The organism is Bradyrhizobium sp., from assembly GCF_019244115.1.
GTDB lineage: Bacteria > Pseudomonadota > Alphaproteobacteria > Rhizobiales > Xanthobacteraceae > Bradyrhizobium.
The window spans coordinates 1-21,546 of sequence record NZ_JAFATE010000264.1 but is presented as its reverse complement, the minus strand read 5'-3'; the positions used below and the strand labels follow the sequence as shown (position 1 = coordinate 21,546).

Genomic DNA, 21,546 nt, shown 5'->3' with positions numbered 1-21,546 from the left:
TGGTCCCAGCCTCGCACAGGGCTCGCGATCAGCAGAATCACGAGCAGAAACACGGCCTTGTCGGACAGATCCCGCATTGCAAATCGCCTCATCTCTGCCTGCCTTCACGGCCGCGCGGCCGCGGTATAGGATGACCATGATCGGCATTCCGAACCCTCCCTGTCCGGCGCCCGTGATTAGGTCCCTCATCCGAATGGCAAGCGCGCCTCCCGTCCAGCTCCGATGGGATGGGTGGTTGCGTCGGCGGGACGAATCGGCCGCCGCTGAGACGAGCGGTTCGAATTCGAAGGCCGGCGGTGGCGACAGGCGACTTCCGCTTCGAATGGCCTATGCGATCGCCACGGGAATGGTCGTCGTCTCATGCACGCTCAGCGCGATGAGCGAAGCCCGCGATGTGTCATGGCGCCTGGGGACGCCACATAATCTTTGGGAACCCGCGATGTGGGACGCCACGAGCGGCGTCGTCATCATCGCGCTCCTGCCGCTTGCCCACCTTGCAGCAGCGTTGATCCGGGCGAGCGCGGGCCGGCGCGTTGTGCTCGGACTTGCGGGCGCGGTTTGCCTGGTGTTCGCCTACTCGGCGCTCCACGTCGTCGGCATGGGCCTGCTGCGAGAATTCGTCTATCGTCTCGGCGGCTGGTCCTACTCATTTCCGTGGGCAGGCCAGTTTCTCTACGAGATGCGCAAAGACCTCCTGGGCTTTTCCGGCCTCGTCATCATTTTCTGGCTGGCCGAGCATATCGTCATCGTATCAGGGGAAAGCGTTCCTGATATCATCGAACGCCCGGCGCCGCTCCGAGAGTTCTGGCTGCGCGATGGCCGGATCAGCGTCCTGATCGATCCGGCCGAGATCATCTCGGTGACGTCGGCCGGCAATTACGTCGAATATCGCTTGACGGCAAATCGCACCCATCTGGTGCGCGCCACCCTGCAGACCCAGGAAGACCGGCTGGCGCCGCTCGGCATCGTCCGGGTGCATCGCACCCGGCTGGTCAACCTGAAGCGGGTCGTGGCGCTGGAATGGCGGCAGTCCGGCGATTTCGAAGTCAGGCTCGACACCGGCGAAACCGTCGCCTGCAGCCGCCGCTTCAAAACGGCCGTCGCCCATCTCGCGGCTTAACCAGAGGGTTTTGGCGCGATCACGCCTGGCAAGCAGAAGGGGTCATCATGGCTTGCCCGATTGCGGACGCGCCACGCCCCAGGGATCGTATTTCTCCTTGGGTTCCGGAATGCGCTCGATCGCGGATTTGTAGGCCTTCTCGTCGACGACGGGCTTCTTCTGCTCCGGGCTCCTGAGGTCGCTCGTGTTCTTTCCCCGGCCGCCCCCGCCCATCATCTGCGCCTGCGCAGGCACCATCAGGAGCGCCATCAGCGCCGTGGCCATGACAATGGTCCGCATTGTGTCCCTCTTCGTCCGCTTGCAGGCATCTTAGCCTGCCGACAGAGGCCGGCAAACGCATTTCCGATACTTTAGAAAAGTCCTACAGATGACGAATGCGGCGATCCGCAAGATCGCCGCATCCTTGCCATATCAGCTCAACTGTCAGTAGCGGCGGATGGGTCCGTTCACGCCGCCGCGCTCGCCGCCCCAATGGCCGCCGCCAATTCCGATTCCGATGCCGACGCCGACTGGTGGTCCGTAGATGACTTCGGGCGGCGGCGGTTGGCGATAGATCACGACATCACCGCCGCCATCATCGACCCGCGGCGGCCGCTTGCGCCGCGGGGGATCGGCATCCGTCTTCTTGACCGGCGCGTCGGCCTTCTTGACCGGCTGCACCGGCGCGTTGCAAGGACAGGTCGGGCCGAGCGCGACATTGGTCGGCGTGGTGGGCACAGTCGCAGGCGCCGCGACCACGGGCAGCGGGCTCGGACGGTTGCGCAGCCGCTCGACCAGCCGCTGCGCGGTCGGCGTCAGATCGCTGTCCGGATATTTTGCGAGGAACGCCCGGTAGGAGGCCGCGGTGTTGAGCAGCACCGCGTCTTTCCACGCCACCATCCGGCGATGCAGATCGAGCCATTGCCGCGCCTGCGGGCTGAACGGCGGATCGGTGTACAGGGTGACAAAGGCTTCACATGCTTCCACCGTGCCGTCGGCGACAATGGTTTCATTGGCCAGTGCGATCGGCTTGCCCTTGAGGTCGCGCTGCCAGTCCTCGACGCTGCGCCTCGTGGCCGCCGGCATCGGTCCGGCATTGGCCGCAGCAGGCGCGGCAGCCGCAGCGCCCGCCACGAACCTGAAATCCTCTGTCAGCGACGAGCTTTCCCAGGGCGTCTGGCGGCCCTCGGTCGCCTTGTTCACGGCGACGCGGACGCGCTTGAAGGCCTCCTCGATCGGCAAATTTGGTTCGCGCGCAGCCGCAAGCAGCGCCGTCGTATAGGGGCTGTCGGCGCCATCGCCATCCTCCGCGACCGCCCCGGGCGCGGTCGAATAGGACAGAAACGTGCCGGGCGCACCGCTTTTGGTATCAACCAGCGCAAGACCATGGCCCGCGGTCGGGCTGATGGCGGGGAATGGATTATTGCGGCAGGCGTCGAGCAGCAGCAGCCGCATCCTGCTCGGCACCGCGTTCAATGTGTTCAGGACGTCGTTCAGCCGCACCGCCTGCAGCGGGATGTCGGTTTCCCGTTTCGGGTCGACATCGACGGGCACCAGATAATTTTCGCCATCGACCTGCAGGCCGTGCCCTGCATAGAACAACAGCGCCACGGTGTCCGGGCCCCTGGTGGCGATCTTTGCGGCGAAGTCGCCGACCTTCTCGTTCATGTCCTTTTGCGTCAGGTCGGCGGCCAGCGTCACGTCGAAGCCGGCATCGGTCAGCAGTTTCGATATCGCGTTGGCGTCGTTGGCCGGATTGGGCAGCGCCGTGACCGCGCGGTAGGCGGACTGCCCGATCACCAGCGCAAGGCGGTTTTCGGCGCGCGCGGCATCGGACGTCGCGGCGAAGGCGGCGAGTGCGAGGGCGGCGCAAAGTACACGGGGAAACATGGCGACATCTCCGTTTACATTCACCTCCCCCTTGGTTGGCGTCTGCTGTGGACGGGTTCAAAAACAAGGCATGTCGAAGGCGGCTGGATCAGATATTGTTGATCGGGGGAAGCATGGCGGCTCCGGTCGGCCGCGGTAAGATTGTCCGGCAGGGACAATTTCGCGTATGCGGGGGATCATTGCTCGTTGGACGTTGCTAGGCGTCTCGGCGCTGATGCTGTCGGCATGCGCCGCGGACAGCCATGCCTCGCTCCCGCAATTCATGCGCGCGCAGGCAGCCGCGCCGCTGCCGCCCGAGCCTGCTCCCGACGTCAAGCAGATGGTCCACGACAAACTGGATGCGGTTTTCATGACCACCTCGCATCCGCGCCAGGTGCGCGTGTCGCGGCCGTTGCACGATGGCGAGGGACACGGCTGGACCGCATGCGTCCGGGCCGAGGTCGATTCCGCAACCGGCAAACCGCTGGGATCGCAGACCTATCGCATCACGATCAGCGACGGCACGATCCTCGATCGACGCCGTGTCGGCACCGAGGACAATTGCGGCTCGGAGACGTACGAGCCGATCTGAGCTGCTCGTTCGGTAGGCTCAGACTCGGCGCCGCTCCTGAGCAATTCGTCGATGACCGCCGCCGTCGGTCCGTATTTCTACGGCTTTTTGAAGGCGTCGGCTCGCCCGCGACAGACATTGGTGAGCAAGCGTTGAATCACCTGTTCGGACGTGCCACGTCTTTTTTACGGAAAAAGTACGAGTTCACGGGAATATCCGTGCGTTTGCAGCGGGTGCTGCGAGAAGAATTCTCCGCGGGGATTTGGGCTTTCCATGCGCGTTCACGTGATTGGTGACAACCTTGCCAAGCTCGCGACGTTGCGCGCACTGCTTGAGCGTCAATGTTCGATCACGTCCGAACTGATCGGCGATGCCGAGATCAGGGCCGATGCGCTCGACGCCGTCGTGGTCGCGGCCGATCTGCGCTCGGTCGACAACATCACGGCGATCAAGAGAATCGGAAACCGGCTGAACCGCATCGCCAAGCGGATCTTCATCCTCGATCAGAAATTGCGCCTGTCCGAGGTGCAGGCCTATGCACTGGGCGCCACGGCGGTGCTGTCGAACCCAGTCGGCCGCGCGGGGCTGATGGCAAAGCTCATCGACAAGAAGCTGGTTGATGCTTCGCCGGACCGGACGCCGCCGGATATCCAGGAAGCCGCGGCCATCGGCGCGGCCTGCATTGCCTCGATGTTCTCGTCCGCCCTGCATCGCAAGGCGGTCGATCTCAAGACCCTCAAGGGATCGGGACGAAAGATCACCGACAGCATCGCCGAAGCCGGACTCTCGCACTGGCTCGCGAGCGTGCGCCAGCATCATGAAGGCACTTATCAGCATTGCCTGCTGGTGACCGGGATCGCCGTCGACTTCGGCCTCAGTCTCGGGCTTTCGCGCACTGATCTGGAACGGCTCTATCTCGCCGCCATGCTGCATGACATCGGCAAGGCAAAGATTCCGCTGGCCATTCTCGACAAGCCCGGCCGGCTCGAGCCGGAGGAACGCACGCTGGTGGAGACCCACCCCGCGGCTGGCTACGAGGCGCTGAAGGGCAGCGAAGGGGTAACCCCCGAACTGCTCGATGCCGTGCTGCATCATCACGAATTTCTCGACGGCAGCGGATATCCCGACGCATTGTGCTCGGAAAGCATTCCGGACCTGGTGCGGATCCTGACGATCTCGGACATCTTCGCCGCGCTCATCGAGCACCGCAACTACAAGCCGACGATGCCGCGGCCGCAGGCCTACCAGACCATCCAGGGCATGAACGGCAAGCTCGAAAAGCCGCTGGTCATGGCCTTCAAGGAGGTCGCGCTGACGCGCTGACGAATGCAGCAGCATTAACGCAGCGTTGCCCCTGCCGCACAAACGGCACGCGCAACCAATTCTCCCTTCGGTCCGAACGTCGGACGGCAAGCCGGCAATTTGCGCCGTCTTTACGAAAAACTCGCTCTTCTTGGAGATATCTAGCTGCATTGGAAACCGTAGCCCAAGCGGCCCATCTTTTTGAGAAAAGACTTTTTCATGCGCGTCCACGTGATCGGCGACAGTCCAGCGAAAATCTCGACGCTGCGCGCGATGCTGGAGCGCCAATTTGCGATCACGTCCGAACCGATCGGCGATGCCCAAATCAGGGTCGGCAACGTCGACGCCGTCCTGGTTGCGGCCGATCTGCGCGTCGTCGACAACATCGCGGCGATTAAGCAGTTCAGCAGAAGGCTGAGCTGCATCGCCAAGCGGATTTTTGTACTCGATCACGAATCGCGGCTGTCCACCGTCCAGGCCTATGCGCTCGGCGCGACCGGCGTGCTGCCTGCCCCGGTCGACCACGCGCAACTGCTGGCCAAGCTCGTCGACAGCACGTTTGCGGGCGCTTCCGGCAGGATCTCGCCCAGCGTCCAGGAGGCGGCCGCCGCAGGCGCAGCGTGCATCGCCTCGATGTTTTCCGCGGTCCTGAGCAAGACGCCGATCGACTTCCAGGACATCGAGGGCACGGGACGAAAGATCGCAGACAGCGTCGCCGAAGGCGGCCTCTCCAACTGGCTCGCGACGGTCCGCCGTCACCATGAAGGCACCTATCAGCATTGCCTGCTGGTGACCGGCGTCACCGTCGATTTCGGCATGAGCCTCGGTCTGGCGCGGGAGGATTTGGAGCGGCTTTATCTCGCCGCGATGCTTCATGACGTCGGCAAGGCCACGATCCCGCCGGCGATCCTCGAAAAGGAGGACTGCATCGAAGGCCGCGAACGGGCGCTGTTCGAGACCCATCCGCTCGCCGGCTATGTGGCGCTGAAGCGGACGGCGGGCATCTCGCCGGAGCTGCTCGACGCCGTCATGCATCACCATGAATATCTCGACGGCAGCGGCTATCCGGACGCGCTGTCCGCAAGGAGCATCCCCGACCTGGTCAGAATCCTGACGATTGCCGATATCTTCTCCGCGCTGATCGAGCATCGAAGGCACAAGCCGACGATGTCGCGACAGCAGGCCTACAAGGCCATCCAGCGCATGAAGTGCAAGCTGGAGGAGCCGCTGGTGGCCGCCTTCAAGGAGGTCGCCCTGACGCGGTAAAAGGCGGATGCTGAACGGGCGGTTAAGATATCAGCTCGAATTGTCGCGCCTTTCCAACGAAGTCTTGGAATCCTTCCGCTAGCCTCGCCGGGGACTCGACGCGTGCCGCCGCACGCGTGAACGGGGAAAGCGGACGTGGCGGAGATTGTCGACAGAACCCTGCAGGCACGTGCATCGGCAAGCGACGCCGCGCGCGCGCCGGCTGCGACGGTGCGCGACGCCGCGACACGCCTTAGACCGCTCACCGGCGTGTCCGTCGAGGCGTGGCGAGCACTGAGCCGGCGCGCGGTCGAGCCGAACGGCTATTATCTGCCCGATTGGGAATTGGCGGTGAATGCCTCGGCGCCGGGACGCACGGGAGCCTCTGCCCTCAGCGCCTGGGCCGATACCGCTGATGCCTCAGCGCTGATCGGCCTGCTACCTGCGATTTCGCTGTGGCGCGCCTGCAAGATCCCCCTGCCCGCGCTGGCCAGCGCGCATCCCTATGGCACGCTGTGCACCCCGCCGCTCGATCGCGACCGGCCTTTGGACGCCGCGGCCGGCCTCATTGAGGTGGCGCGTCGCGCCGGTGCCCATGCGCTGCTGCTGCGTGAGGTATCGCTCGATGGTCCGGTCGTGAAAGCCTTTGGCCAGATCCTGCTGCGCGACGGCTTGCGGCCTCATGTGCTGCAATCGCATCAGCGCGCCTGTCTCGATGCGACACGCGAGCCCGAGGAACTGCTCCGCGAAGCACTCGGCGCGAAGAAGCTGAAGGAGTTGCGGCGCCTGCGCCACCGGCTCGCCGAACACGGCGCCGTCAGCCTCGACGTCGCGAGATCGCGCGAGGACGTCACGGCGGCGCTCGAAACATTTTTGGCGCTCGAAGCCAGTGGCTGGAAGGGCCGGCGCGGCACCGCGCTGACGCATAACAAGGGTGACGCCGTCTTCATTCGCCGCGCCACGACAGCGCTTGCCGACACTGGCCAGTGCGAGATCATCACGCTTCGCGCCGGCGCATCGCCTGTCGCTTCCGGCATCGTGCTGCGGCATCAGGACCGCGCCTTCTTCTTCAAGATCGGCGTCGACGAGCGCCTTGCAAAATTCTCGCCGGGCGTCCAGCTCACGCTCGAACTGACGCGCCATCTCTGCGACGACCCTGCCATCGCATCGGCCGATTCGACGGCCGCACCCGACCATCCCATGATCAACCCGATCTGGCGCGGACGCTTTGCGGTCGGCGACGTGCTGATCCCGCTCCGAAAGCGTGATCCACTCGTGCCGTTGATCCATGCGGCGTTGGCCGCTCGTCTTGCTGCGCTCGACCTCGCCCGCCGCACGGTTCGGACGGTTCGGAGATTGCGGGCGAGTTAAAGCTATTCCGCCGCCTGCGCGTTGACCTCCGCCGAGACCTGGCGGATGGCGCGGGCCAGCAGCTCGGGGGCCTGCGCGCCGGACACAGCGTATTTCTGCGCGAACACATAGGTCGGCACGCCCGAGACGCCCTTGTCGGCGGCCTCCTGCGCCTGGCCCGACACCAGCGCGACGTCCTCGTCCGTCGCAAGCCGGCGGCGCACGTCATCGGCGTCTAACCCGACGTCGGCCGCGGCCTTGACCAGCACCTCGGTGTCGGTGAGATCGCCGCCATCGCGGAAGTACAATTCCATCAGCCGCTGCTTCATCTCGGCCGCTTTGCCGATCGCGTCGGCCCAATGGATCAGGCGATGGCAGTCGGTCGTGTTGGGCTGGCGCTGCACGAGATCGGGCCGATAGACGAGCCCCTCCTCTTTCGCCGCCGCGACCACGCGCGCGGCGATGCCCTTATAGGCATCGACCGAGCCGAACTTGGTCTTAAGATATTCTTCGCGGCTGATGCCCTCGCGCGGCACCCAGGGATTCAGGAAGAACGGCCTGAAATGCACCTCGACGGGAACGTCGGGCACGAGCGCCAGGGCATCCTCGATGCGGCGCTTGCCGATATAGCACCACGGGCACACCACGTCGGAGACGATGTCGATTTTCAGCGGCTTGAGGCTCATCGCGGGTCTCCTCGTCGAACGATTTGACGGAAAGTAAGTCCGACAGCCCGCCAAACAAGCCCTACTTCAGGCTGGCAGCCATCTGCCGCATGCGCTCTGCCGTCAGGTCGTCGGCGGAAAAGAACGTCTCCAGCGCCAATTCCGACAACGTAACGTCGACCGGAGTGCCGAACACCATCGTCGTGGACATGAAGGTCAGCACCTCGCCGCCGTGGCGCAGGCGGAAGGGGATCGCGACACTGTCCGGCGGCAGCGGCGCGGCACGCGCGGGAAGCGGATACGCCCTGAGCTCATGATAGAGCTTTAGCAGTTCCGGGTCGGCGGTGGTCTCGCATTGCCGGTGCAGCCGCTCCAAGAGATGCCCGCACCATTCGGCGACATTGACCGTGCGCGGGGCGAGCGCCTCGGGGTGAAAGGCGAGCCGCAGGATGTTGACGGGCGGTGCGAGCAGATGCTGCGGGAGCCCCTCGAGCAGCGGCGCCACCATGCGATTGGCGGTGACCAGATTCCAGTGCCGGTCATAGGCCAGCGCCGGGTTCGGCTCGTGCGCCTTCAACACCAGCTCGATCGCGGCGCGCGCCGATTTCAGCGCGGGATCGTCCAGCGCGCGTTGCGGAAAGGCCGGGGCAAAGCCGGCCGCGACCAGCAGTACGTTGCGTTCGCGAAGGGGCACGTTCAGTCGCTCCGCCAGTTTCAGCACCATGTCGCGCGACGGCGCGGCACGGCCGGTTTCGACAAAGCTCAAATGACGCGCGGAGATCTCGGCATCGACCGCGAGGTCGAGCTGGCTGAGATGCCGCCGCTGCCGCCATTCGCGCAGGTGATCGCCGACATGGGCGGGACGGGTTGGTTCGGCTCGCGCCGTGGAAGCCTGTGCGTTCATGGTCGAAAACCTAGCATGTGCATTTCACCCGTTCCATTACCTGCCACGTAATCGAAATGCCTCGCGGGAGCAGTCATGTTCGGCGTCAAGGAGATGACCATGATCCTGCTTCTGCTGCCTACCCTGACCTCCATCGCAAGCTGGCTCCTGGACATCGCGAGCCTGATCCTGGCGCGCGCACTCAACATGCCCCAGCCGCTTGTGCTCAGTGCCGGCATGGCCGTTTTCGCCCAGGTGCAGGCGATCGAGACCAGCGTCGGCCAATCGCTGTGCCCGCGCCGCCTCGCGCACCGGCTGCGTGCGCTCTGGCGTGCCCTCAGTTGACCGTTTCTTCACCCCAAGCCGAAAAGGAGACCTGCCATGATCCACTCGTCCACCTTGCTGCGCCGCGCACTTCTTGCCGATGCCGTCTTCAGTGGCGTCAGCGCCCTTGCCATGACACTCGACGCCGGCGTGTTGGCGCCCCTGCTTCAGCTTCCCGAAGCGCTGCTCCGCGAGACCGGCCTGTTCCTGATCGCGTATACGGCGCTGGTCGGCTGGCTCGCCACGCGGCCTGCCATCCCGAAGGCGCTGGTCGTGCTGGTGGTCGCCGGCAATGCGGCGTGGACGCTCGCAAGCTTTGTGCTGCTGCTCTCGGGCGCGGTAAGCCCGAACGTGCTAGGCGAGATCGTCGTCGTCGCCCAGGCCCTGGCCACCGGCATCTTTGCCGAGCTGCAATATATGGGCTTGCGCCGCAGCAGCGCGGCGGTCGCGGCGTAGATTAAGTGCGGCTCGTACTCACACGGTCATTCCGGGCTGGTCCGAAGGACCAGACCCGGAATCTCGAGATTCTCAGGTGCGCAATCGCGCACCATAGTTCGCCTCTTCGAGGCGCCCGGAATGACTTAAGCCAGCTTGCGCGGCGCTGCCGTCCTGGCGTCGCCCGTGTTGGGCGTGCCGGTCGGCTCGATCAGGAGGATATGGACTTCCTCCCTTGCCACGGGCCGATGCTCCACGCCTCTGGGCACGACGTAGATCTGCCCCGGCCCGAGCGCGACGGTCTTGTCGCGCAGTTCGATGTCGAGCTGTCCCTTCAAAACGAAGAAGAAGTCATCGGTCTCATCGTGCTTGTGCCAGATGAACTCGCCCTTGAGCTTGGCTACCATGACATCACAGTCATTGAACTGGGTGACGGTCCGCGGCGAAAAATGCTCGGAGAAGGTTGCAAGCTTCTCGGCCAGATCAATAGCCTCGCTCATCGCGCTCTCCTCATTGAAGGTCCGGATTGCAACGTCAGGCCGAGGCGCGGTCGTGACCATTGGCGAGCCGGCCATTGGGGCCCTTGGCCGCGCCGTTCGGCTTCCGCCGGGCTTTCGCTCCGTTCCCGGCCGTGTTGCCGGCTCCTCGCTTGCCGAGCTTCTCGGCCTTGCGGCGCGCCTTGCGCTCCGCCTTCTCCTTGAGCCTCAGCCGCTCGGCGCGCGCCTCGGCCCGTTTCTTCTTGCGCTTCCTTTCGCAGGCCTCGCATTTGCAGCCGATCGGCTTCAGATAGGCTTTGAAATAATCGGTGCCGTAGTCGTAATTGATCTCCTCGCCCGGCTCGATGTTCTTGATCGCGCGGATGAACACCTTGCGCTTGCGGGGCTTGACGTCGGATTCCGCGTTGGGCCTGCAGGCATGATTGATGTAGCGGGCGACGTTTTTGCGGACCGAGCCGTCGATGGTCCAGCGGTCGTTCAGCTCGAACAGATATTTGTTCTCGATCGCATCGTCATCCTTCTTCCGGGAATCCAGGAGTGGCCCGAAATAGCGGATGATCCTGGCGCCCTTCTTGATCGGCTTGGTGGCGAAGAGGCCGAGACCGGTCTTGGAACGTCCAACGCGATAGGGTTTGTTCGACGAAATGGCAGGCATGACCAGAGGGAAACTGACGGACGCATTCAAAGGGATGGCGAGCGCCGCCCTTCTTTAAGACGATTCCGCGCTGCTGTCAGGTATTTCAAACGTTTTCCGCTGATGTTCCCCAGTTCTCGTGTCCCCAAAAACGACCAAGTTTTCCGCCAAAGCGCCGAGAAATGAGCATGAGGTTCCCATGTCACATATCCGCATGACGCTTGCCGCTGCGCTCCTTGCCGCCGCATTCGGCTCACAAGCCAGCGCCGCAGGCGTGTTCGGCAGCTCCTACAGCTCGACCAAAGCGGTCAATTGCTGGGGAATCAACGGTGAGAAACAGGTCGACGACAACACCACGCGGGTCTGTCGCGGCAAGGTGGGACTCGTGGTGTTCGTCAACGAGGGCGAGACGCGCGAGACCATCTCAGTCGGGCGCGACAAGGCTCAAGCCGGGAACGAGCCCGCCGCGCAGGCCTGGTTCGGTCCCTCGAGCGCGGCGCTCCGCACCATCGAATGGCGGATGGGGGGCAGCGTGCCGTTTGCGATCATCCAGCGCTGGCAGCTCGCCGACAAGAGTGAGACCGACGGGGACGGCCGCCCGGCGACCAGGCCGATGCTCGTGGTGACGCGCCTGCCGCCGGGGCCGGTGTGTCACGTCGCCTATGTCGACGTCGCAGCCAACCCGAATGCCGATGAGCTCGCCCGCCAGGCCGCCGACGAGCTCGCCCGCAACTTCAAATGCGGCACCGATCAGGTCAAGGTGATCGGCACGAGCGGCCGCGCGGTCGAGCTGGCGCAGCAGCATTGATGAACGCTGCTACGCATCCTGCCCGCGCGTGATCGTCACTTTCAGCATCGCATCCAGCAGCATGTCCGCGGTCGTGCCCGCCGGCGAGCGCTCCAACATGTCGGCGAGCCGGCCGTCGAGCAGCAGCATGGTGAAGCCATGAACCAGCGACCAGGCGCGCGCGATCGCCGCCGCCTGCTCCAGGGTCAAGGCGTGGTCCGAGATCTGCTCGTGGCGGCTGGCGCCGATCGCGCCCGCGAGCCCGGCGAACGAGGCTTCGGCGGCTTCGTGCAACGACGGGCGTGAATAATCCAGCCGTTCGGTGCGGAACATCAGCCCGTACATGCCGGGATTGGCCTCGGCATAGGCGACATAGGCCCTGGCGCGCGCCATCGCTTTTGCGGCCGGCGTGGTCCCGGCGGCAGCGGCGGCCACCATCGCCGCGTTGAAACGGCGAAAGCCGACCGCGGCGAGTTCGCTCAAAAGGCCGGTGAGGTCGCCGAAATGATGTGTGGGCGCGGCATGCGAGACGCCGGCTTCCCGCGCCACCGCACGCAGGGTCAGCCCGGCAAGCCCGTCGCGCTCCAGCACCCGTTCGGCCGCTTCCAACAGCGCGTCGCGCAGCGCGCCGTGGTGATACGGCGTCTCCTGTCGCGGACGCGGCGCGCGGGCGCCGCGGCGCGGGGGCGCCGCCTGCTGGAGTTTTCTGCGCTGGGCTGCGCGGTCGGTGGAGTTCGTCTTTCTCATCGCGTCGTTATATGACGGCATTTTGACAGTGTAAAGATTTTGCTTGACCGGACGCGCCGATCGCGATAACCATATCTTTACGATGTAAAGATATGGGGAGGATCAGGTCATGCTGCACGAACGTCCGAGCCGCGCCGAGCGGGCCAATATCGCACCGATCCCCTTCGAAGCCGACGCGCCGCATCTGCAGACTTCAGGCGAATTGCCGCGCGAACTCAATGGCACGCTCTATCGCAACGGCCCCAATCCGCAATTCTCTTCCCCTGGCGCGCACTGGTTCGTCGGCGACGGCATGCTGCACGCCTTCCATCTCGAGAGCGGCCGTGCGAGCTATCGCAACCGCTGGGTCCGCACCCCGAAATGGCTGGCCGAGCACGATGCCGGCCGCGCTTTGTTCGGCGGCTTCGGCCGAAAGCTGGCCGATGCGCCCGCCGCGGTCACCGATGGCGGCGTCGCCAACACCAACATCGTCTTTCATGCGGGGCGCCTGCTGGCGCTGGAAGAGGGCCATCTGCCGACCGAGATCGAGCCGGGCACGCTGGCAACGCGCGGCTACCACGACTATGGCGGCGCCATCAAGGCGCCCTTCACCGCGCATCCGAAGATCGATCCTTCGACCGGCGAGATGGTGTTCTTCGGCTACAATGCCGCAGGTCCGCTCACGCCCACACTCTCCTTCGGATCGGTCAGCGCCGCCGGGAAGGTGACACGGTTCGACCGCTTCGAGACGCCTTATGCCAGCATGGTGCACGACTTCATCGTCACGGAAAATCACCTGCTGTTTCCGATTCTCCCGATTACCGGCAGCATGGCGCGCGCGATGGCTGGCCAGCCGCCCTATGCCTGGGAGCCCGACAAGGGCGCCTATGTCGGTGTGATGAAGCGGGGTGGTTCGGCCGATGACATCGTCTGGTTCCGCGGCGAGACCTGCTACGTCTTCCATGTCATGAACGCCTGGGAAGACTCTGGCCGCATCATTGCCGACGTGATGCAGTTCGAAGAGGCGCCGCTGTTTCCGCATCCCGACGGTCGGCCGACCGATCCGCAAAAATCGCGGGCGCGGCTGTGCCGCTGGGTGTTCGATCTCACGGGGAATACCGAAGGCTTCAGCCAGACCTATCTCGACGACCTCACCGGCGAATTCCCGCGCATCGACGATCGCCGTGCCGGCCTGAAGAGCGGCCATGGCTGGTACGCCTGCGCCAATCCCGGGATGCCGGCCGGGAGCTGGCTGTCCGGCATCGCCCATGTCGGCGGCGACGGCGTCCGCCGCGGACAGTACTTCCTGCCACCGGGCGACACCATTTCCGAGCCGGTATTCGTGGCGCGAAGCGAAGACGCTACCGAAGGCGATGGCTGGCTGCTTGCGGTGGCCTGGCGCGCCCGCGACAATCGCAGCGACCTCGCGGTGTTCAACGCGACCGATGTCACATCCGGCCCGGTCGCACTGGTGCATCTCGGCCATCGCGTTCCAGACGGCTTTCATGGCAACTGGGTGGGAGCGGCCTAACCACACCTGAGATTGTCATCGGCGCGACGATACATCGCCATTAGACCCTCATGGAGAGGAGCGCGGCAAAGCTGCGCGTCTCGAACCATGAGACCCGGACAGCAGCATCGACTCATGGTTCTCCGAGCGATGCGAAGCATCGTCCGGAAACGGCGCAAGAGCGCCTCCTCACCATGAGGGTTAGCGACATAGCAAGACCAGAGACGCGTCACCGCTGGAGGCTGCGATGCACATGCCCACGATCACCGCCTTCTATCTCGCCGTGCTCGCCCTGCTCTACGTCGTGCTCTCCCTTCAGGTGATCCGGCTGCGGCGAATGAATCGCGCGGCCTTCGGCGACAGCGGCAACGTCGCGCTGCGTAGCGCGATCCGCGCCCATGCGCATTTTGCCGAATACGTGCCGATCACAGCATTGATGATCGCCTTCCTGGAGGCGTCCGGCACGTCGGCGCTACGGGTGCATCTTCTCATGGGCGCGCTGCTGGTGGCGCGCCTGCTCCATCCGCTCGGCATGTACGCCAAGCCCAACACCTTTTGGTTTCGCATCGGCCGCACCGGCGGCGTGACGATCACGATCGCCCTCCTGATGACCTCAGCGCTGTCGATCCTGTCGCGATTTGCAGTCGGCGGTTCTTAGCCAAGCAACGTATTGGAATATCTATATTTCACCGTTACATCAACTAATTTTGACAGTGGAAAGATTAATCTTGACGGCGTCAGCTTCTGCGCCTACAAATCTTTACGATGTAAAGATTGACGTGGATCCTGTCATGGCTATCCTCCTGATCCTCTCCCCCTTCGGCGCATTCACGCTGCTGATGCTCTTGACCTCCGCCGCCGTGAGCGTGTTCGCGGCGGCCGCGATCGGCCTTGCCGTGGTCGCCCTCGACGTGGCCCGCGGCCGCTCGTTGAAAATTCTCGGCGCGGGATCGGCGGTCGCGTTCGCGGCCATTGGCGGCTATCTCCTATTCATCGACCCGAGCCTGAGCAGTTCCGCAGTCAAGCTCGCCGTCGATGGCGCGGTGCTCCTGATCGCGCTCGGCTCGATGCTGATGCGCTATCCCTTCACGCTGCAATATGCGCTGGAAGAGGTGCCCGTCGAAACGGCGGCCATGCCAGGCTTCCTGCGTGCCAATTATGCCATCACCGGCGCCTGGGCGTCGGCGGCGGTCCTGATGATGGCCGGTAATCTGCTGATGATCTATGTGCCGGGGCTGCCGTTCTGGACCGGTCTTGCGATCGCGTTCGCCGCGCGCAACAGTGCACTGTATTTCACGCGGTGGTACCCGGAGTATCGCAAGACCAAGGACGGCTTGCATCAGCCCGGCGCACTTGCCGAAACACGCTAACACCAATCGCTATTGATCAGGCGCTGCAGCCTCGATAGGGAGCAACGATGCGGGACGTCTTTGTCAGGCTTGGTACCGACTTTCTCTCCACCATCCTGTTCCTGGTCGTCTATCTTGCAACAGATAGTCTGGTGCTGGCGACCGCGGTCGCGATCGCAGCCGCCGTCGGCCAAATGATCTACGCCCACGTCAAGGGACACTCGCTCGGCTTCATGACCTGGGCGAGCCTCGCGCTGGTCGTCGTGCTCGGCAGCGCCACCCTCCTCACGCATGATCCGCGCTTCGTGCTGGCCAAGCCCGCGATCATTCATTTCGCGATCGGTGCGGTCATGCTCAAGCGCGGCTGGATGCTGCGCTATGTGCCGCCGATCGCCGCCGAGGCCATCCCAGATTATGTCACGTTCGCCGGCTTAGCCTGGGCGGCGCTGATGTTCGCGCTCGGCGCGGGTACCATTGCGGTGGCCAGGACCGGTGACCTCACGTTGTGGTCAATCTACGTCTCGGTCATCGCGGTCGGGGCCAAGATTCTGGCATTCGGAGTGCAATATGTTATGTTTCGCACCGTGGTCAGAAGCCGCCTCCGTGCGGCCCGCGCCTGATCGCCGCGCTCTCCCCTCCAGATCGGTGTTCTTGCGTGGCGAGATGGGCTATATGCCGCGCGGTCCCACCCTGACGATTCCAGAACCGTGTCCGGTTTTGTGAAGATTTGAAGAGAACGAGGAGAGACGAATGGCCGTGGACGGTGACTGGAACCTGACCATGACGACCCCGATGGGCGAGCGCGATGCGACGCTGAGCGTGAAGAGCGCAGGCGGCACGCTGACGGGAACGCAGGCCGCCGAAGGCAATTCGGTGGAGATTTTTGACGGCACGGTCAACGGCAACGAGCTCACCTGGAAGGTCTCGATCGACAACCCGATGCCGCTGACGCTGGAATTTACGGGCAAGGTGTCCGGCGACAGCATGTCCGGCGAGATGGGCATCGGCCCGATGGGCAGTTTTCCGTTCACGGGAAGGCGGGCGTAAAAAAGACTGTTGTCGTCCCGGCGAACGCCGGGACCCATACCGCGCGATCCCTCGGGGAACACACGCGGGTCGACGCCTCCACACCACAACGTCCTGTGGTTATGGCTCCCGGCTTGCGCTCGCTTTGGCGGCGCGATGCGCCGCCAAAGCTCGCTTGCCGGGACGACAACCCGCTGGAATCGAGCGCAATCATCGAACCAAAAAGGACGGCCGGGGTCTATTCCCCGGACCGTCAGTTTATCCCTCGGGAGGGAACGCTCTTACTTCAGGAGCTGGGCGACGTTGTCCTTGGTGACCAGATCGAGGCCGGTATAGATCACCTCGGGCACCTTCTCGCCCTTCTTGATCGCAAGCAGCGTGTCCATCGACTTCTCGCCCATCTCGAACGGCCGCTGGCCGGTCAGCGCGTTGGAATAGCCGTCGCGCAAAAGCTCGAGCTGCATCTTCAGCGTGTCGGCGACGACCAGCGTGAACTTGCCGGCATCGATGTCCTTCTTGTTCTTGTTGACGAAGGCCTTGTAGCCTTCGGGCGCGAACATCGGCCAGCCACCGACCGGCACGATCGCGGCGAGATCCGGCGTCGCGGTGCGCAGGTCGGTCATCTGCTGCACGGCCAGCGCGGAATCGTCGTTGCAGAAGGTCGGCGAGCCCGACACCTCGACCCACTTGGATCCCTTCAGGGCTTCGCGCACACCATCAACACGTTCGGCGAGGTTCTTGGCGCCAGGGCCGCCGGACACCATGGCGTATTTGCCGCCTTCAGGACGAAGCTGCAGCAATTGCTTACCGAGCGCGAGCCCAAAATCCTTGTTGTTGGTGCCGATATAGGCGATGCGCTTGGAGCCGGGCGCGTCCGCGTCGAACGTGATGACGGGAATGCCGGCCGCGGTCGCGGCCTCGATTGACTTGGTCATCGAGGCGACGTCGGCGACCGAGATCGCGAGCCCGTCGACCTTCTGGGTGATGAAGTCCTGGATGATCTGGGCTTGCGTCGCCGGCTCGTGCTCGATCGGTCCCTTGTAGATGCACTCGACGTTGCCGAGCTCCTTGGCCCGCTTCATGCAGCCGTCGCGCGCGACGTCGAAGAACGGATTGTTCATCGCCTTGGGCACCACGGCGAACTTATAGTTCGCGGCAAACGCCGGAGCCGCCATCATGGCGACGGCGGCGGCGGCAAGCAGAATTTTCCTCACGTGTCTCCTCCTCAATATTTTTGCCTATCCTTGAAAAACAGTCTGACCCGGAGGCGGATAGACGATGACGCCTGTTGGCGCCCTCTGGGCCAGTATCTTTTTTCTGAGCATGATCCTTTCGGAAAACCGCTACATCCCTTTCCGCTTCATGCTCTATGAAAGTTTCGAGCGAACGCGGTCGACCAGGACCGCCGCGATGATGATCACGCCCACCAGGGTCTGCTGCCAGTAGGAATTGACCTGCGCCAGCACGAGGCCGTTGCGGATCACCTCGAGCAGCACGCAGCCGACGATGGCGCCGAGCGGACCGCCGATGCCGCCCGCGAGATTGGCGCCGCCGATCACGGCCGCGGCGATCACGTTGAGCTCATATGAGGTCGCCATGTTCGCCGGCGCCGAGCCGAGCCAGCCGGAGATGATGATTCCCTGCAGGCCCGCGGCGAGCGCAGAGATCACATAGACCGCGATCTTGACCCTGACCACCGAGATGCCGGTCTGCTCGGCCGCCTTCTCGTTGCCGCCGAGCGCAAAGACGTGACGCCCGAAGGTCGAGTGATGCAGCACCACCGCCATCACCAGCGCCAGCAGGATGAGATAGATGAAGGGGGCCGGCAGCCCGTAGAGATCGCCCGAGGTCAGTGCATAAAAATAGTCGGCGTCCGGACCGCCTGGAAAGCTGCCGCGGCCGTTGGAGACGACATAGGCGAGCCCGCGCACGATCGAGAGCATGCCGAGCGTGGTCACGAAGGACGACAGCCCGAGCACCGCGACGCAGAAGCCGTTGATGAGCCCGACGATCAGCGCGGCCAGGAGCCCGGCAAGGACCGAGATCAGCAAGATCAGCCCGGGCACGGTGGCGAGCACGGTCTTGCCGTCGGCGGCGAGGTGCACGAACCATGCGGCGCCGGCCGCGCCGGGCGTCGACAGCTCGTTCATGACCATCGAGGTGACCATGGCGGAGAAGCACATCATCGAGCCGACCGAGAGGTCGATACCGCCGGTGATGATCACGAAGGTGATGCCGAGGGTGGCGATGGCGATGAACGAAAAGTTCTTCGCCATGTTCTGGATGTTGCCTTCGGTGAGGAAGTACGGCGAGGCGAAGTTCATCACCACGACGAGCAGGATCAGCGCCACCGTGACGTAGCCGGTTTGCGTGGCGAAGATGCCGCGGCGCCACCATTTGGCCTGGCCAATATTGGAGAAGGTGACTGCGGATTCCATGGGCACCGACATCACGCCGCCTCCTTAGCACCGGTGATGAGCGCGGTGACTTCCTCGGGACTGGTGTCGCGGATCGGCTTGTCGGCCCGCTTCTCGCCCCGGCGCATCACGACGACGCGGTCGGAGACCGCAAACACGTCGGGCATGCGGTGCGAGATCAACATCACTGCGATGCCCTGCTCCTTGAGGCGATGGATCAGGCTCAGGACCTGCTCGACCTGGCGGACCGAGATCGCCGCCGTCGGCTCATCCATCATGACGAGCCTGGCGTTGGAGAGCCGTGTCCTGGCGATCGCGACCGCCTGGCGCTGGCCGCCCGACATTTGCTTGACGAGATTGTATGGCAGCGTTTCGGAGCGCAGTTCGCCGAACAGTTCGAGCGAGCGTGCCGCCATCGCCTTGTGGTCGAGCAGCGACAACGGACCGACTTTGCGCGTCAGCTCCCGGCCGAGGAAGACATTGGCCGCCGCGGTGAGATTGTCGGCCAGCGCGAGGTCCTGATAGACGACCTCGATCCCGACCGCGCGGGCGTCGACCGGACGATGGAAATGCACCACGTCGCCTCCAAAAACCATGTCGCCATGGCTCGGCCGAAAATTGCCCGCGATGATTTTCACCAGCGTCGACTTGCCGGCGCCGTTGTCGCCCATCAACCCGACCACCTCGCCCGGATAGATCTTCATGTCGACGTCGTGGAGGGCGCGGATCGCGCCAAACTCCTTGCCGATGCCCTTCAATTCCAGAAGCGGTTCGCTCTGCGGTTGTTCGACCGCCGCCATTGTCATGCCCGTCCTCCCGTTCTTTTGATGTCGTGTCGCATCATGGCACGATCAGACGTAGCGGTTGACAAGAGATTCCAGAAATTCCTGGCGCCCGGAGCGCGGCTGCGGTTCGGTGCTGGAGCGAAGCACCCGATCGGCGAGGTCGGCGAGCGAGCGTTCTCCGGCGAGGATCGCGCGCCCCTCTGAGCCATCCCAGCCCGCATAACGCTCCTTCAGCGCGTCGGTCAGCACGCCGGAGTCCAGCATGACGGAAGCCGCGAGGAAGGCGCGCGCGCAGGCATCCATCGAGCCGACATGGGCATGAATCAGGTCGTCCGGATCGATCGACTGGCGGCGGATCTTTGCGTCGAAATTAAGCCCGCCGGTCGTAAAGCCGCCGCCTTTCAAGATCTCGTGGAACACCAGCGCGAGCTCCTGTCCGTTCATCGCGAACTGGTCGGTGTCCCAGCCGAGCAGGTCATCGCCGCGGTTGATGTCGAGCGAGCCGAACACGCCGAGCGCCTGCGCCAGCGCGATCTCGTGCTGAAAGGAGTGGCCGGCGAGGATGGCGTGGTTCTGCTCGATGTTGAGCTTGACGTCTTTCGTAAGACCATAGCGCTCCAGAAAACCGTAGCAGGTCGCAACATCGAAATCGTATTGATGCTTGGTCGGCTCCTTCGGCTTCGGCTCGATCAGGATCGGGCCCGGAAAACCGATCTTGTGCTTGTGTTCGACCACCAGCGACACGAAGCGGCCGAGCTGATCGAGCTCGCGCTTCATGTCGGTGTTGAGCAGGGTCTCGTAACCTTCGCGCCCGCCCCAGAGCACGTAGTTCTGTCCGCCGAGCCGGTGGGTCACCTCCAGCGCCGCCCTCACCTGCCCCGCGGCATAAGCAAACACCTGCGGGTCAGGATTGGTCGCCGCGCCCGCCATGTAGCGGCGGTGCGAGAACAAATTGGCCGTTCCCCAGAGCAGCCGTACCTTCTGCGCGGCCATTTTTGCTTCGAAGATGTCGGCGATGGCGTTGAGGTTTTGGACGGACTCGGCCAGCGTCTTGCCTTCGGGCGCGGCATCGACGTCATGGAAGGTAAAGAACGGCACGTCGAGCAGCCGAAACAGCTCGAAGGCGACCTCGGCCTTGGCACGGGCCATTGCCATCGGATCCGTGCCGTGGTGCCAGGGCCGCAGAAAAGTCTCGCCGCCGAACGGATCGCTGCCGACCCAGCAGAACGAATGCCAGTAGCAGACCGCGAAGCGCAGATGCTCCTCCAGTCGCTTGCCGTGCACGATGCGGTCCTTGTCGTACCAGCGGAACGCGAGCGGCGACGGCGCCTGCGGCCCCCCAAAGGAAATCGGGGCGGTCGTTTCGAAAAACCGGGCGGGTGCGTTCACGGGAAAAACTCCTTCAGAGCGGGATAAAGCTTGCGCCACTGCGCATAGGCGTCGTCGTAGGCGGCGACCGCGCCAGTTCGTGGCGCGAAGGTCGCAAGCCGGCGCGGACGGCGGCACACCTCGGCGGGCTTTTCGCTGCTCGCAGCGAGCCTGCCGAGCCGCGCGGCGCCGAGTGCGGCCCCGACCTCGCCCTCCTCGACGCGGTGGACCGGGATGCCCAGCACATCGGCCATGATCTGCGCCCATAGCGCCGACCGTGATCCGCCGCCGACCAGGTCGACTTCGGTGATCGCGGGACCCGAGGTCGCGAGCGCGGCAAGATTGTCGCGCGCCGCGTATGCAACGCCTTCGAGCACGGCCTGCACGATGGCGCCACGGTCGGTCGCGCTGCGCAGGCCGACCAAGGCGCCGGCCGCGGTGGCGTCATTGTGCGGCGTGCGCTCGCCATCGAGATAGGGCAGGAAGCGCACCGGGCTCGGCCGGTCGACGACATCTCCGAGCGGCGCAAGAAGTTCGGACTCCGGGGTCGCCAGGATCTTTGCGAGCCAGGCAAGCGAAGCGGCCGCCGACAACATCACGCCCATCTGGTGCCAGAGCCCGGAAAGCGCATGGCAGAAGGCGTGAACCGCGGAGGCCGGCGCCGGCGCAAATGTATCGGTGACGCGAAACAGCACGCCTGATGT

General features: G+C 64.4%; 25 protein-coding genes. 13 read left to right on the top strand and 12 right to left on the bottom strand.

Annotated features, from left to right (window positions below):
* Positions 1-439: 439 nt before the first annotated feature.
* Positions 440-1,120, top strand: coding sequence for a LytTR family DNA-binding domain-containing protein (locus JOZ76_RS11985; protein ID WP_291698835.1), 681 nt, complete (start codon positions 440-442; stop codon positions 1,118-1,120).
* Between the two features lie 45 nt (positions 1,121-1,165).
* On the opposite strand, the gene JOZ76_RS11980 is transcribed toward JOZ76_RS11985, so the two are convergent.
* Both JOZ76_RS11980 and JOZ76_RS11975 read right to left on the bottom strand, forming a co-directional pair.
* Complete coding sequence (locus JOZ76_RS11980; protein WP_291698834.1) at positions 1,166-1,399, bottom strand: hypothetical protein; 234 nt, start codon at positions 1,397-1,399, stop codon at positions 1,166-1,168.
* 144 nt (positions 1,400-1,543) lie between these two features.
* Complete coding sequence (locus tag JOZ76_RS11975; RefSeq protein ID WP_291698833.1) at positions 1,544-2,989, bottom strand: caspase family protein; 1,446 nt, start codon at positions 2,987-2,989, stop codon at positions 1,544-1,546.
* A gap of 166 nt (positions 2,990-3,155) precedes the next feature.
* Here JOZ76_RS11975 and JOZ76_RS11970 point away from each other — a divergent pair, with 166 nt between their 5' ends.
* From JOZ76_RS11970 to JOZ76_RS11955, 4 genes are all read left to right on the top strand, one after another.
* A complete protein-coding gene (locus JOZ76_RS11970) occupies positions 3,156-3,560 on the top strand; it encodes a hypothetical protein (protein WP_291698832.1) in 405 nt (134 codons plus the stop codon).
* Positions 3,561-3,812: 252 nt separating this feature from the next.
* Entirely contained in the window at positions 3,813-4,862 is a 1,050-nt protein-coding gene (locus JOZ76_RS11965) for an HD-GYP domain-containing protein (RefSeq protein ID WP_291698831.1), read from the top strand.
* Positions 4,863-5,060: 198 nt separating this feature from the next.
* A complete protein-coding gene (locus tag JOZ76_RS11960; protein ID WP_291698830.1) occupies positions 5,061-6,107 on the top strand; it encodes an HD-GYP domain-containing protein in 1,047 nt (348 codons plus the stop codon).
* 135 nt (positions 6,108-6,242) lie between these two features.
* Complete coding sequence (locus tag JOZ76_RS11955; protein WP_291698829.1) at positions 6,243-7,457, top strand: GNAT family N-acetyltransferase; 1,215 nt, start codon at positions 6,243-6,245, stop codon at positions 7,455-7,457.
* A 2-nt stretch (positions 7,458-7,459) separates the two neighbouring features.
* Here JOZ76_RS11955 and JOZ76_RS11950 read toward each other — a convergent pair whose 3' ends face one another.
* On the bottom strand, positions 7,460-8,122 hold the full coding sequence (locus tag JOZ76_RS11950; protein WP_291698828.1) for a DsbA family oxidoreductase: 663 nt from the start codon (positions 8,120-8,122) through the stop codon (positions 7,460-7,462).
* 61 nt (positions 8,123-8,183) lie between these two features.
* A complete protein-coding gene (locus tag JOZ76_RS11945) occupies positions 8,184-9,005 on the bottom strand; it encodes a helix-turn-helix domain-containing protein (RefSeq protein WP_291698827.1) in 822 nt (273 codons plus the stop codon).
* 75 nt (positions 9,006-9,080) lie between these two features.
* On the opposite strand from JOZ76_RS11945, the gene JOZ76_RS11940 reads away from it, so the two are divergent.
* A complete protein-coding gene (locus tag JOZ76_RS11940; RefSeq protein ID WP_291698826.1) occupies positions 9,081-9,329 on the top strand; it encodes a hypothetical protein in 249 nt (82 codons plus the stop codon).
* Positions 9,330-9,365: 36 nt separating this feature from the next.
* On the top strand, positions 9,366-9,764 hold the full coding sequence (locus JOZ76_RS11935) for a hypothetical protein (RefSeq protein ID WP_291698825.1): 399 nt from the start codon (positions 9,366-9,368) through the stop codon (positions 9,762-9,764).
* A 125-nt stretch (positions 9,765-9,889) separates the two neighbouring features.
* Here the strand turns inward: JOZ76_RS11935 and JOZ76_RS11930 are convergent, their stop codons facing one another.
* Together JOZ76_RS11930 and JOZ76_RS11925 are read right to left on the bottom strand one after the other, a co-directional pair.
* Positions 9,890-10,243 carry a cupin domain-containing protein gene (locus tag JOZ76_RS11930; RefSeq protein ID WP_291698824.1) on the bottom strand — a complete coding sequence of 118 codons (354 nt, stop codon included), beginning with the start codon at positions 10,241-10,243 and terminating at the stop codon, positions 9,890-9,892.
* A gap of 34 nt (positions 10,244-10,277) precedes the next feature.
* The gene (locus JOZ76_RS11925) at positions 10,278-10,895 is read right to left on the bottom strand and encodes an SET domain-containing protein (protein ID WP_291698823.1); all 618 of its coding nucleotides are present in this window, start codon (positions 10,893-10,895) and stop codon (positions 10,278-10,280) included.
* Positions 10,896-11,073: 178 nt separating this feature from the next.
* Here JOZ76_RS11925 and JOZ76_RS11920 point away from each other — a divergent pair, with 178 nt between their 5' ends.
* Positions 11,074-11,682: a hypothetical protein gene (locus tag JOZ76_RS11920; RefSeq protein ID WP_291698822.1), complete on the top strand. Its 609-nt coding sequence runs from the start codon at positions 11,074-11,076 to the stop codon at positions 11,680-11,682.
* Between the two features lie 9 nt (positions 11,683-11,691).
* Here JOZ76_RS11920 and JOZ76_RS11915 read toward each other — a convergent pair whose 3' ends face one another.
* Entirely contained in the window at positions 11,692-12,408 is a 717-nt protein-coding gene (locus JOZ76_RS11915) for a TetR/AcrR family transcriptional regulator (RefSeq protein WP_291698821.1), read from the bottom strand.
* Between the two features lie 109 nt (positions 12,409-12,517).
* On the opposite strand from JOZ76_RS11915, the gene JOZ76_RS11910 reads away from it, so the two are divergent.
* From JOZ76_RS11910 to JOZ76_RS11890, 5 genes are all read left to right on the top strand, one after another.
* Complete coding sequence (locus JOZ76_RS11910) at positions 12,518-13,918, top strand: carotenoid oxygenase family protein (RefSeq protein WP_291698820.1); 1,401 nt, start codon at positions 12,518-12,520, stop codon at positions 13,916-13,918.
* 226 nt (positions 13,919-14,144) lie between these two features.
* A complete protein-coding gene (locus JOZ76_RS11905; RefSeq protein ID WP_291698819.1) occupies positions 14,145-14,555 on the top strand; it encodes an MAPEG family protein in 411 nt (136 codons plus the stop codon).
* Between the two features lie 133 nt (positions 14,556-14,688).
* Positions 14,689-15,267 carry a hypothetical protein gene (locus tag JOZ76_RS11900; protein ID WP_291698818.1) on the top strand — a complete coding sequence of 193 codons (579 nt, stop codon included), beginning with the start codon at positions 14,689-14,691 and terminating at the stop codon, positions 15,265-15,267.
* A gap of 47 nt (positions 15,268-15,314) precedes the next feature.
* Positions 15,315-15,866 carry an inner membrane-spanning protein YciB gene (locus JOZ76_RS11895; protein ID WP_291698817.1) on the top strand — a complete coding sequence of 184 codons (552 nt, stop codon included), beginning with the start codon at positions 15,315-15,317 and terminating at the stop codon, positions 15,864-15,866.
* A gap of 130 nt (positions 15,867-15,996) precedes the next feature.
* Positions 15,997-16,293: a hypothetical protein gene (locus JOZ76_RS11890; RefSeq protein ID WP_291698816.1), complete on the top strand. Its 297-nt coding sequence runs from the start codon at positions 15,997-15,999 to the stop codon at positions 16,291-16,293.
* A 260-nt stretch (positions 16,294-16,553) separates the two neighbouring features.
* Here the strand turns inward: JOZ76_RS11890 and JOZ76_RS11885 are convergent, their stop codons facing one another.
* From JOZ76_RS11885 to JOZ76_RS11865, 5 genes are all read right to left on the bottom strand, one after another.
* Positions 16,554-17,486 (bottom strand): sugar-binding protein, encoded by a 933-nt coding sequence (locus tag JOZ76_RS11885; RefSeq protein ID WP_291698815.1) that lies wholly within the window; start codon positions 17,484-17,486, stop codon positions 16,554-16,556.
* 153 nt (positions 17,487-17,639) lie between these two features.
* The gene (locus JOZ76_RS11880; protein ID WP_291698814.1) at positions 17,640-18,722 is read right to left on the bottom strand and encodes an ABC transporter permease; all 1,083 of its coding nucleotides are present in this window, start codon (positions 18,720-18,722) and stop codon (positions 17,640-17,642) included.
* Entirely contained in the window at positions 18,722-19,495 is a 774-nt protein-coding gene (locus tag JOZ76_RS11875; protein ID WP_441300020.1) for an ATP-binding cassette domain-containing protein, read from the bottom strand. Before JOZ76_RS11875 ends, JOZ76_RS11880 begins: the two co-directional genes overlap by 1 nt.
* A 45-nt stretch (positions 19,496-19,540) precedes the next feature.
* Positions 19,541-20,863, bottom strand: a complete 1,323-nt coding sequence (xylA, locus tag JOZ76_RS11870) for a xylose isomerase (protein ID WP_291698813.1) — start codon at positions 20,861-20,863, stop codon at positions 19,541-19,543.
* Positions 20,860-21,546 (bottom strand): xylulokinase (locus JOZ76_RS11865; protein ID WP_291698812.1); only part of this gene is annotated, 687 nt, incomplete at its 5' end. The genes xylA and JOZ76_RS11865, both read right to left, overlap by 4 nt.

What these genes read in the sequence shown, in the direction of transcription:
- JOZ76_RS11985 (WP_291698835.1), top strand. Translation starts at nt 440, where the DNA reads ATGTGGGACGCCACGAGCGGCGTCGTCATCATCGCGCTCCTGCCGCTT.
- JOZ76_RS11980 (WP_291698834.1), bottom strand. Translation starts at nt 1,399, where the DNA reads ATGCGGACCATTGTCATGGCCACGGCGCTGATGGCGCTCCTGATGGTG.
- JOZ76_RS11975 (WP_291698833.1), bottom strand. Translation starts at nt 2,989, where the DNA reads ATGTTTCCCCGTGTACTTTGCGCCGCCCTCGCACTCGCCGCCTTCGCC.
- JOZ76_RS11970 (WP_291698832.1), top strand. Translation starts at nt 3,156, where the DNA reads ATGCGGGGGATCATTGCTCGTTGGACGTTGCTAGGCGTCTCGGCGCTG.
- JOZ76_RS11965 (WP_291698831.1), top strand. Translation starts at nt 3,813, where the DNA reads ATGCGCGTTCACGTGATTGGTGACAACCTTGCCAAGCTCGCGACGTTG.
- JOZ76_RS11960 (WP_291698830.1), top strand. Translation starts at nt 5,061, where the DNA reads ATGCGCGTCCACGTGATCGGCGACAGTCCAGCGAAAATCTCGACGCTG.
- JOZ76_RS11950 (WP_291698828.1), bottom strand. Translation starts at nt 8,122, where the DNA reads ATGAGCCTCAAGCCGCTGAAAATCGACATCGTCTCCGACGTGGTGTGC.
- JOZ76_RS11945 (WP_291698827.1), bottom strand. Translation starts at nt 9,005, where the DNA reads ATGAACGCACAGGCTTCCACGGCGCGAGCCGAACCAACCCGTCCCGCC.
- JOZ76_RS11940 (WP_291698826.1), top strand. Translation starts at nt 9,081, where the DNA reads ATGTTCGGCGTCAAGGAGATGACCATGATCCTGCTTCTGCTGCCTACC.
- JOZ76_RS11935 (WP_291698825.1), top strand. Translation starts at nt 9,366, where the DNA reads ATGATCCACTCGTCCACCTTGCTGCGCCGCGCACTTCTTGCCGATGCC.
- JOZ76_RS11930 (WP_291698824.1), bottom strand. Translation starts at nt 10,243, where the DNA reads ATGAGCGAGGCTATTGATCTGGCCGAGAAGCTTGCAACCTTCTCCGAG.
- JOZ76_RS11925 (WP_291698823.1), bottom strand. Translation starts at nt 10,895, where the DNA reads ATGCCTGCCATTTCGTCGAACAAACCCTATCGCGTTGGACGTTCCAAG.
- JOZ76_RS11920 (WP_291698822.1), top strand. Translation starts at nt 11,074, where the DNA reads ATGTCACATATCCGCATGACGCTTGCCGCTGCGCTCCTTGCCGCCGCA.
- JOZ76_RS11915 (WP_291698821.1), bottom strand. Translation starts at nt 12,408, where the DNA reads ATGAGAAAGACGAACTCCACCGACCGCGCAGCCCAGCGCAGAAAACTC.
- JOZ76_RS11910 (WP_291698820.1), top strand. Translation starts at nt 12,518, where the DNA reads ATGCTGCACGAACGTCCGAGCCGCGCCGAGCGGGCCAATATCGCACCG.
- JOZ76_RS11905 (WP_291698819.1), top strand. Translation starts at nt 14,145, where the DNA reads ATGCACATGCCCACGATCACCGCCTTCTATCTCGCCGTGCTCGCCCTG.
- JOZ76_RS11900 (WP_291698818.1), top strand. Translation starts at nt 14,689, where the DNA reads ATGGCTATCCTCCTGATCCTCTCCCCCTTCGGCGCATTCACGCTGCTG.
- JOZ76_RS11895 (WP_291698817.1), top strand. Translation starts at nt 15,315, where the DNA reads ATGCGGGACGTCTTTGTCAGGCTTGGTACCGACTTTCTCTCCACCATC.
- JOZ76_RS11890 (WP_291698816.1), top strand. Translation starts at nt 15,997, where the DNA reads ATGGCCGTGGACGGTGACTGGAACCTGACCATGACGACCCCGATGGGC.
- JOZ76_RS11880 (WP_291698814.1), bottom strand. Translation starts at nt 18,722, where the DNA reads ATGTCGGTGCCCATGGAATCCGCAGTCACCTTCTCCAATATTGGCCAG.
- JOZ76_RS11875 (WP_441300020.1), bottom strand. Translation starts at nt 19,495, where the DNA reads ATGACAATGGCGGCGGTCGAACAACCGCAGAGCGAACCGCTTCTGGAA.